10 protein-coding genes are annotated in these 9163 nt (G+C 75.1%); 6 read left to right on the top strand and 4 right to left on the bottom strand.

The window, feature by feature from the left end; genetic code table 11:
• Positions 1–26 precede the first annotated feature (26 nt).
• The 3 genes from ACFYNX_RS00290 to ACFYNX_RS00280 are packed head-to-tail and all read left to right on the top strand — an operon-like array spanning position 27 to position 1939.
• Positions 27–281, top strand: coding sequence for a DNA-binding protein (locus tag ACFYNX_RS00290; RefSeq protein WP_365550775.1), 255 nt, complete (start codon positions 27–29; stop codon positions 279–281).
• A gap of 15 nt (positions 282–296) precedes the next feature.
• The gene (locus tag ACFYNX_RS00285; protein ID WP_365550772.1) at positions 297–707 is read left to right on the top strand and encodes an SRPBCC family protein; all 411 of its coding nucleotides are present in this window, start codon (positions 297–299) and stop codon (positions 705–707) included.
• Between the two features lie 14 nt (positions 708–721).
• Positions 722–1939: an ABC transporter permease gene (locus ACFYNX_RS00280; RefSeq protein ID WP_388655938.1), complete on the top strand. Its 1218-nt coding sequence runs from the start codon at positions 722–724 to the stop codon at positions 1937–1939.
• A 116-nt stretch (positions 1940–2055) separates the two neighbouring features.
• Here the strand turns inward: ACFYNX_RS00280 and ACFYNX_RS00275 are convergent, their stop codons facing one another.
• The 3 genes from ACFYNX_RS00275 to ACFYNX_RS00265 form a co-directional block, all read right to left on the bottom strand.
• Positions 2056–2826 (bottom strand): hypothetical protein, encoded by a 771-nt coding sequence (locus ACFYNX_RS00275; protein WP_388655935.1) that lies wholly within the window; start codon positions 2824–2826, stop codon positions 2056–2058.
• A gap of 16 nt (positions 2827–2842) precedes the next feature.
• Positions 2843–3400, bottom strand: a complete 558-nt coding sequence (locus ACFYNX_RS00270; protein WP_365550364.1) for a hypothetical protein — start codon at positions 3398–3400, stop codon at positions 2843–2845.
• 76 nt (positions 3401–3476) lie between these two features.
• Complete coding sequence (locus ACFYNX_RS00265) at positions 3477–4532, bottom strand: GlxA family transcriptional regulator (RefSeq protein ID WP_388655932.1); 1056 nt, start codon at positions 4530–4532, stop codon at positions 3477–3479.
• Positions 4533–4657: 125 nt separating this feature from the next.
• Between ACFYNX_RS00265 and ACFYNX_RS00260 the strand changes: the two genes are divergently transcribed.
• The 3 genes from ACFYNX_RS00260 to ACFYNX_RS00250 all read left to right on the top strand — a co-directional run bounded on the left by ACFYNX_RS00260 (position 4658) and on the right by ACFYNX_RS00250 (position 7621).
• Complete coding sequence (locus ACFYNX_RS00260) at positions 4658–5581, top strand: NADP-dependent oxidoreductase (protein WP_388655929.1); 924 nt, start codon at positions 4658–4660, stop codon at positions 5579–5581.
• Positions 5582–5781: 200 nt separating this feature from the next.
• On the top strand, positions 5782–6549 hold the full coding sequence (locus tag ACFYNX_RS00255) for an SDR family NAD(P)-dependent oxidoreductase (RefSeq protein ID WP_388655926.1): 768 nt from the start codon (positions 5782–5784) through the stop codon (positions 6547–6549).
• 175 nt (positions 6550–6724) lie between these two features.
• Positions 6725–7621, top strand: coding sequence for a DMT family transporter (locus ACFYNX_RS00250; protein ID WP_388655923.1), 897 nt, complete (start codon positions 6725–6727; stop codon positions 7619–7621).
• 15 nt (positions 7622–7636) lie between these two features.
• Here the strand turns inward: ACFYNX_RS00250 and ACFYNX_RS00245 are convergent, their stop codons facing one another.
• Complete coding sequence (locus tag ACFYNX_RS00245) at positions 7637–9022, bottom strand: STM4012 family radical SAM protein (protein ID WP_388657766.1); 1386 nt, start codon at positions 9020–9022, stop codon at positions 7637–7639.
• Positions 9023–9163: the final 141 nt, after the last annotated feature.

Below are 9163 nucleotides of genomic sequence, written 5' to 3'. Positions count from 1 at the left end.
TTCCCGTCGAGGAGTGGATGCGTCGCATGGACAGGTCCGGACTGATCGAGGCGGTCACGCGCAAGGTGGCGGACGGGGACGCCCCGTCCTCCGAGCAGATCGGACGGGTCGTCGACGCCGTGTTCGGCACGGTCGAGGACGCGGGGGCGATCGCCGAGGCGCTCAGGGAGGGCGCGACGGTCACCCTCCTGGGCTTCGGCAGTTTCCACGACGAGGACGGCGAGGTGGGCCTGCGGCCGGGCAAGGCCCTCGACGAGTTCGTCCACGGCCGGGTCGGCTGAGGGCCGGGCGGGCCGATGGCGGCCGTGACACTGCGGGCCGCCGGTCCGTCCCCCGCGGGGGACGCCTGGGAACGCTACGCCCTGCCCGCCCTCTGGCCGACGTGGTCGCCCCAGATCAGGGCGGTGCGGGTGGACGGCGGGCGGATCGCGCCCGGCATGCGCGGCGAGGTCGTCTCGTTCTTCGGTGTCCGCGCGCTGTTCGTCGTGGAGTCCGTCGACGAGGAACGGCGGCGGTGGACGTGGCGGGTCCGCCTCGGGCCGGTGCGCCTGCGGCTGCACCACGCGGTCCTCACCCGGCCGGCCGGATCGGCCACGACGCTGCGGATCGAGGGACCGGCCCTCGCCCTCGCGGCGTATGCCGGGCCGGCCCGTTGGGCCATGGGGCGGCTGGTGGGCGAATGGAGTCGGTCATCCGGTTCGTCATGATTAGTGTGGAGATCATGGCCGACACGCACGAGGACAGCCCGCCGCCCCACGACGACCCCACGGGAGACGGCACGGGACGGGAGGACGAGCGGACCGCGCCGCCGCACGGCGCCCACGGCCGGCCGCCGAGCCGCTCCGACCACTGGAAGACGTTCACCCGCTCGCCCTTCTTCCCCGCGACCGTGCTCGTCCTGATCCTGGCCGCGGCGGCCGCGCTGTTCGCCGGCTCCTACACGTACGCCATGGCGAACCCGACCCCCCGTCACATCCCGACGGCCGTCCTCGGGGCGGCGGACTCGCCGACCGGCAGGACGTTCACCGGGGGGATGGAGCGGGCGCTCGACTCCTCGCTCGAACTGCGGCCCTACCGGACGCGCGCCGGGGCGCTGAAGGCGGTGAACGAGCAGGAGGTCTTCGCCGTCGTGACCCTGCGGGACGGCCGCGTGGCCCTCGACGTCGCCGGCGCCTCGGGCGCCTCGGTGGCCCAGCTCCTCGCGGAGTCGGCGGTGGAGGTGGGGCGGGCGACCGGGGTGCCGGTCGCGGTCGCGGACGTCAAACCGCTCCAGAAGGGCGACCCGCGCGGCCTCGCGCTGTTCTACATCTCGCTCGCCGCCGTGATCATCGGCTTCGTCGGCGCCATCCAGCTCAGCGTGCACGCCAGGCCGCTGAACCCCGCCGAGCGGATCGCCTTCACCGTGCTCTACGCCCTGCTGGGCGGATTCGCCATCGCGGCGACGGTGGACTGGCTGCTCGGCGCGCTCGACCTGCCGTTCGTCGAGTCGTGGCTGATCCTCGCCCTGACCATGTTCGCCTCCGGCATGGTCTTCTCGATGTTCAACACCCTCATCGGGCGGTGGGCCATGCTCCCGACCTGGGGGCTGATGGTGCTCCTCGGAAACCCCTCGTCGGGCGGCGCGGTCTCCTGGCCGCTGCTGCCGTCGCCGCTCGGGCACATCGGCCAGTGGCTGCCGCCGGGCGCCTCGGTGAACGCGCAGCACACCGCGGTGTACTTCGGCGGCCACCAGCACCTCTTCCCCTTCGTGGTGCTCGCGGGATGGGCGCTGGTGTCCTCCGCCGTCTTCTGGGTCTGGCGGCACCGCCATCCGGGCGGACGGGAGCGGGGCGGGGGGGGCGCCCGGGGGGGGGGGGGGGGGGGGCCCCCCCCCCCGCCCCCCCGCGGGCGCGGCCCCCCCCCCCCCCCCCCCCCCCCGGGACAGCGGGTGGGGGGGTAGGGGGGGGGGGGGGGGGGGCCCCCCCGCGGCGGGGGGGGGGGGGGGGGGGGGGGGGCGGGCGGGGCCCCCCCCCCCCCCGCGGGGCCCCCCCCCCCCCCCCCGCTCCGGCGCCCCGCCTACTGGGGGGAGGCCGTGGTGGTCAGGAGCCGGTTGAAGAACGAGCGGTACTCGCGCAGCGCCACCCGGAGGTCCTCCGTGTCGGCGTCCCGGCCCTCGCTCCACTGCCCTTCGAGGGTGCGCTTGTGGTCGGCGAACGCCTCCGCCAGCGTCCGCATCACGTCGGCGACGAGCTCGTCGGCCGAGTGCACCGCCTCGCGCGGGTCGTCGACGAACCGGCCCTGGACCTCGCGCCAGCGCTCGCGGTACGCGTCGCCGTCCGCCTTGCCGAGCAGGTCCGGGAGGTGTTCGTCGTCCCCGCGCCCGGTGGCGCTCGCCAGCGGGGCGGGCCGGACGCCGGTCTGCCCGGGGAGGGCGGACCTCTCCGCGGTCGCCGTGCTCCGCTCCGCGGGGACGGGGGACTGCTCGCCGGTTCCGTGCTCCTCGCCGGTCCCGCGCTGCTCGTGGATCTCGCGCCGATCGCTCGTCACGTGCCGGTCGTCGGTCTCACCCGGGCCGGTCGTCCCGGGCCGGTCGCCCGTTTCGCGCTGCTCGTTCGTCTCGTGACGGTCCGTCGCCTCGTAACGGTCCGTTGCCTCGTAACGGCCCGTCGTACCGTGTCGGTCGCCCGTCCGGTATCGGTCGTCGGTTCCGGGCCGGTCGTTGGTTCCGGGCCGTTCCGTCATTCCGTGGCGGTCCGTCGTTTCGTTCCGGTCCTTCGGTCCGGACCGGTCCGTCGCCTCGTACGGGGCGGCCTGCGCCGCCCGTTCTGCCGTGTCGTGGTCGCGCATGTGTTCCGCCTCCGCGTCAGGACCGGCGGGAGCCGGTCGGTTCGCCGTCGGTGAGAAGGTCGCCGAAGAGGGCGCGGTAGTGCACCATCGCCTCCCGGAGCTGTTCGGTGCTGGCCGACCGCGAGGAGCTCAGCGCGTGCACCTCCTGGGCGGCCCGGTAGTGCTCCAGCGTGCGGCCGTGCCGCACGGACAGGTCGCGCATCCGCTGCTCGTACTCCTCGGTGGGGTAGCCGCGCTCGTGCATCAGGGCCGTCACCAGCCGGTCGGCCTCGTGCACCGCGCCCTCGGGCGCGTCGACGAACTCCTCCTGGAGCTCCTTCCACCGCTGCGCGTACTGCTCCCTCGTGCCGCTCGACAGCGGCTTGATGTCCAGTTCCTGGTAGCGCCGCTCGCGGGCGTCGAGGTCCTGTTCGGCGGCCCGCCTGCTGCCCGTCTCCTCGACGGCGCGGTCGTACTCGGGTCCGAACCGGTCGCGCAGACGCGCCCGTCGCCGGTGGTTCACCGCGGCGACGGTGACGAGCGCGACCACCACGACGGCGGCAACGACGATGGCCAGGACGATTCCGGTCGACATCGACTCGCACCTCTCGCTGTGTCTTGTCCGTAGCACCTCGGCTGCCCTGAGCCCGGTGCTCCAAACGGACGCGACGTCACATCCGGTGCCCGCCCCCGGCGGCCGGGACCGGGTCCGCGCCGGCGCCGAAGGCGCGGCGGTAGGCCGCGGGGGAGACGCCGAACGCCGTCCGCATGTGCGCCCGCAGGGAGTTCCCGGAGCCGAGCCCGGCGCGGTGGGCGACGAGGTCGATGGGGAGGTCGGTCGTCTCCAGGAGCTGCTTGGCGAGTTCCAGGCGCTGGGCCGTGAGCCACTGCACGGGGGTCAGGCCGACCTCGTCGCGGAACCGGCGGGTGAAGGTCCGCAGGCTCATCCGGGCGTGTTCGGCGAGCCGGGCGAGGGTGAGCGGTTCCGCGAGGTGCTCCAGGGCCCAGGCGCGGGTGGCGGTCGTGTCGGCCAGGGTGGGTTCCGGGACGGGCCGGGCGATGAACTGGGCCTGTCCGCCGTCCCGCCAGGGAGGCACGACGCAGACGCGGGCGGTGCGGTTGGCGGTCGCGGCGCCGTGGTCGCGGCGGATCATGTGCAGGCACAGGTCGACGCCCGCCGCCGCCCCCGCGGAGGTCAGGACGTCGCCGTCGTCCACGAAGAGCACGTCCTCGTCGACCCTGACCTTCGGATAGGCCCGGCGGAACTCCGGCGCCAGGTGCCAGTGGGTGGTGGCGGGCCGGCCGTCGAGGAGCCCGGCGGCGGCGAGCACGTACGACCCGGTGCAGATGGACACCAGGCGGGTGCCGGGCCGGATGGCGGCGACGGCCGCGGCGACCTCGGGCGGCAGCGGGCCGCCGAGCACCAGCTCGGGCATGGCGTGCGTGGGCGGGACGATCACGGTGTCGGCGCTCGCGAGGGCCTCCGCGCCGGCGGCGGGCTGCACGGTGAAACCGGCGTCGCTGGGCACGGGGGCGCCGTCGACCGTGCAGACCGTGACCTCGTAGAGGGGGCGGCCCTCGGGGTCCGTGGCGCTGCCGAAGACCCGGGAGGGGATGCCGAGCTCGAAGGGGGGCACGCCGGGGAGTGCGAGCACGGCGATCCGGTGCGGCGCCGCCCGGCCCTCTTCCCGCTCGTTCCGCACCGTCCGGCCACAGATCGCTCCCATGGCCGAATCCTGTCACATAGTGGCCGGACGGCCAACACCGCGGGAGGGCGCCGCACCGGATCGTGGACCCGTCGCCGCGGAAGGGCTCCGGGGCGCACCGATCGATACGGAAAGAGGCGGACGGCATGCGTGCGGTGGTCGTGGAGCGGTGGGGCGGTCCCGAGAACCTGGTCGAGCGGGACGTGGAGCGTCCCGGGCCCGGCCTGAACGAGGTCCTGGTGCGGGTCCACGCGGCCGGGGTGAACCCGGTGGACTGGAAGACCCGCGCGAGCGGGGCCCTGATCGGCTGGGGCTCCGTCCCGGCCGTCGGCTGGGACGTGTCGGGCACGGTGGAGGCCGTCGGGCCCGGCGTGGGGCACCTCCGCCCCGGGGACGAGGTCTTCGGCATGCCGCTCTTCCCCCGCCAGGCGGGCGCCTACGCCGAGTACGTGGTGGCCCCGGCCCGGCACCTCGCCCCCAAGCCCGCCTCCCTGACCCACGTGGAGGCCGCGGCGCTGCCGCTGGCCGGGCTCACCGCCTGGCAGGCCCTCGTGGACGCGGCGGACGTCCGCCCGGGGGAGCGCGTCCTCGTGCACGCGGCGGCCGGCGGCGTGGGGCACCTCGCCGTGCAGATCGCCAAGGCCCGCGGGGCGTACGTCATCGGCACGGCGAGCGCGGCCAAGCACGCCCTGGTGCGGGAGCTGGGCGCGGACGAGGTGGTCGACTACCGCGAGGTCCGCTTCGAGGACGTCCTGCGGGACGTGGACGTCGTCCTCGACGGCATCGGCGGGGAGACGGCCGAGCGCTCCCTGAAGGTGCTCCGCCCCGGGGGCAGGCTGATCACCCTGCCGGGCCCGGACGACGTCCCCGCCGCCCCGGACGGCGTGCGGGCGGTCTGGGTCCTGGTCGAACCCGACCACCTCGGCCTGCGCGAGCTCGCGGCCCTGGTGGAGCGCGGCGAGCTGAGGCCGGTGGCCGACACCGTCCTCCCGCTCGCCGAGGCGGCTGAGGCGCACGCGATCGGCGAGGAGGGCCGCACCACGGGCAAGATCGTCCTGACGGTCTCCTGACGGTCTCGTGACGGCCTTCTGGCGACCGCCCCGCACGGCCACTCGTCCGCCCGTCCGGCGACCGCCCCGCCCGGCCACTCGCCCGACCGTCCGACCGCCCGGCGAGCGGGAGCGGTGAAAGGCGCGAGGGGGAGGGCCGGGGACGGGCGGGACCGGCGTGCAGAATGCCGGACGGCACGTCCCCGACCGGAAGGCACCCCATGAACCTGCCCGCAACAGGCCGCCGCGTCCTCGTCAGCGGCGCCTCCCGGGGCCTCGGCAGGGAGGTCGCCCGGGCGTTCGCGGCCAACGGCGACCGGGTCGCCGTCCACTTCGCCTCGCGCGCCGAGGAGGCCCGGACGACCCTGGACTCCCTCGAAGGGACGGGCCACGTCCTCGTCGGGGGCGACCTCGCGGACCCGGGGACGGCCGCGACCGTGGTCGACACGGCGGCCGGGGCGCTCGGCGGGATCGACGTACTGGTCAACAACGCGGCGGTGAACCTCCGCCACCCCCTCCCCGAGACCCCCTACGAGGAGTGGGTGGAGGTCTGGCGGCGGCACGTCTCCGTCAACCTCCTCGCGACCGCGAACCTGAGCCACCTCGCCGCCCGGCGCATGATCGACCGGGGGACGGGCGGACGGATCGTCAACATCGGCTCCCGGGGCGCCTTCCGCGGCGAACCCGACCACCCGGCGTACGGGGCGACCAAGGCGGCCGTCCACGCGCTCGGCCAGTCGCTCGCCGTCTCCCTCGCCCCCCACGGGATCGCCGTCGCCTCGGTCGCGCCCGGCTTCTTCGCCACCGAGCGCGTCGCACCGCGCCTGGAGGGACCCGAGGGCGCCGCGATCCAGGCCCAGAGCCCCTTCGGACGGGTGGCCGCCCCCGCCGAGGTCGCGGCGGCCGTCCTCTGGCTCGCCTCCCCCGACGCGGAATGGGCGTCCGGTTCGATCCTCGACCTGAACGGCGCCTCCCACCTGCGGAGTTGAGCGCCCGCCTCCTCGCCGGAGCACCGATCCGGAGGAGCGGGAGGGAGGGGGAGTGGTGCGAAGACACGGGATCGGCGGCGCACGGGACGCGGATCTCATGGTTTTCACCAGGGGCCACAGCCCGGCGCGCCCGGATACGTTCGCGCCGTCCGTGCGGGGTGGGAGGGGAGTCGGCGTGAAGGCTGTGGCGTCCGTACTGGTGGCGGCGGTCCTGTGGGGCACCGTGGGCCCGGCGCAGATCTGGGCCGACACCGGGGCGCACCCGGTGTCGCTCGGTGCCGCCCGGATGCTCCTGGGAGGGCTCGTCCTCACGGCCCTCATGGCGCGCCCGGCCGGACTGCGCACCCTGCGACTGCCCGGGACGCGCCGGTGGCTGGTGGTGAGCGTGCTCGTCACGGCCTCCTTCCAGGTCTGCTTCCTCCAGGCGGTCGAGCGCTGCGGGGCGGCCCTGGCGACGGCGGTCGCCTTCGGGACCGTGCCCGCGGTCGGCGGGGCGTGCGGGCGCCTGCTCTCCGGCGAGCGGCCCTCGCCGCGCTGGGCCGTGGGCACGGTCTGCGCCGTCGCGGGCATCGGGCTGCTGCTCCTCCCGAGCGGCGGAGGACGCGCGGACGTGCTCGGCGTCGCGTACGGGGCGGCGGCCGGAGCGAGCTTCGGCGTCTACATCGCCGCCACCAAGGAACTGGACGCGCGCGGGGCCGACCTGGACGCGGCGGCCCCGGTCGGCGTCCTGTGCGCCGGGCTGCTCGTCTCCCCGTACCTCCTGATCGCCCCCGAGGGCCTGGCCACGGCGCACGGCGCCGCCCTGGTGGGCTGGCTGGGACTCGGCACGACCGCGCTCGGCTATCTGCTCTTCACCCGGGGGGTCGGCGGGCTCAGCGCCGCCACGGTGGGGACGCTGAGCCTGACCGAACCGCTGGTCGCCGCGGTGCTCGGCGTGGCGCTGCTCGGCGAGCGGCCGGGGCCCCTCGCCACCGCCGGCGCCGCGCTGCTCCTCGGCGGCCTCGTCACGGTCTCCGTGCCGGAGCGCCGCCGGACTCCGGAGGAACACCTGCCGGAGCCGGCCGGGCGCTGACCGCGGCGGGCGGTGTCACCGGTCCCGGTAGGCGCCCATGTTCTCCCGCACGGTCGCGGAGAAGAACATCGGGCCGATCCCGTCGGCCCTGGCCATCCCCTCCGGCGTCAGCCGGAGGACGCCGCCGCCGTCCCGCAGCCAGTGGCGTCCCAGGAGGGCGTCGAGCTGCGGGGCGAAGTCGTCCTCGAAGCGGCTGCCGAACCGCCACTCGTAGCGGGCGGTGTCCAGTCCCGACGATTCGAGCAGGTGCTGGAGGACGTACATCCTGCGCCGCTCGTCCCCGTCCATGCGGAACGCCCACTGCGCCCGCCGGAACCGGTCGCTCGGGGTCGCGATGTAGTCGTCGATGATGCGGCGCACCTCGGGGACCGCGACGGCGTAGTCGGTCGTGTAGTGCAGGTCGGTCGTGAAGGAGCGGGCGCCGACGCCGAGCCCGACCATGCCGGCCTGCTGGTTGTACTCGCTGATGCTGCTGCCGTCGGTGTCCTCGACGGCGGCGGTGCCGATCCGGCGGAAGACCCGCATCGAGGTCTGCTCGTAGCCGGCCGAGAGGAGGTGGTCGCGGCCGAAGCGGTACAGGCGCAGCCGCTGGTCGTCCCACGCGGCGGGGGTGGCCGCGTGACGGGTGCTCAGCCCGGTCAGCGGGCGCACGTACAGGGGGTAGAGGTAGATCTCCTCGGGCTCCCAGGCGAGGGCGGCGTCGAGCGAGACCTTGAAGGTGCGTTCGGTCTGGCCGTCGATGCCGTAGATGAGGTCGATGTTGAGCACGGGGAACCGCGCGTCCCTGAGGCGGGCCAGGGCGGCCTCGGCCTCCTCCCGCTTCTGCGGGCGGACGGCCGCGCGCGCCTCCTCGTCGAGGAAGCTCTGCACGCCGATGCTCAGCCGGGTGGCGCCCCGCTCCGCGAGGACGGCGAGGCGGTCGGCGGTCGCGGTGGCCGGCGAGGTCTCCACCGACCAGGACACCGCCCGCAGGTCGACGCCCATGACGTCCTCGGAGATGTCGCAGAGCCGGACGAGCTCGTCGGCCGTCAGGTAGGTCGGCGTGCCGCCGCCGAAGGCCGCGAGGGTGAACCGTAACGGCCGGCCCTGGGCGTCGAGGGCCTCCCTGGTGACCCGGGCCTGTCTCTCCAGGGTGTCCAGGAACGCCTGCGTCACCTCCTCGGGGGCGCCGGTGCGGGTGAAGAGGTTGCAGAAGCCGCACCGCATCTCGCAGAACGGTATGTGCGCGTAGAAGGAGAGGGCGTCGAGGCGTTCGCCCGCCCACAGGTCGCTCAGGAGCGGACCGTCGTCGAGAAGGCGGTAGGCCTTCTGGTGCGGGTAGGCGTACACGTACTGCTGGTAGGGGCTCTCCTCCTCGGAGACGGCGGGGAGGGAGGGCCGGGTCGACGGCGACGGAAGCATGACTGGCTTGCCCATGGCGCGATGTGACTCACTCTCGGACGACGGCGTCACGTGGTGTGACAGACCGGCACCCTAGGGCGACGGGCGCGTCGGCATCTGTAGTGCGAACGCCAAAAGATCGGTTTCGCCGCATGGAGCTTC

Source organism: Streptomyces sp. NPDC007872 (assembly GCF_042868165.1).
Taxonomy (GTDB): Bacteria; Actinomycetota; Actinomycetes; order Streptomycetales; family Streptomycetaceae; genus Streptomyces.
Note: the sequence above shows the minus strand (reverse complement) of the source record. Positions and strands in the feature narration are given on the sequence as shown.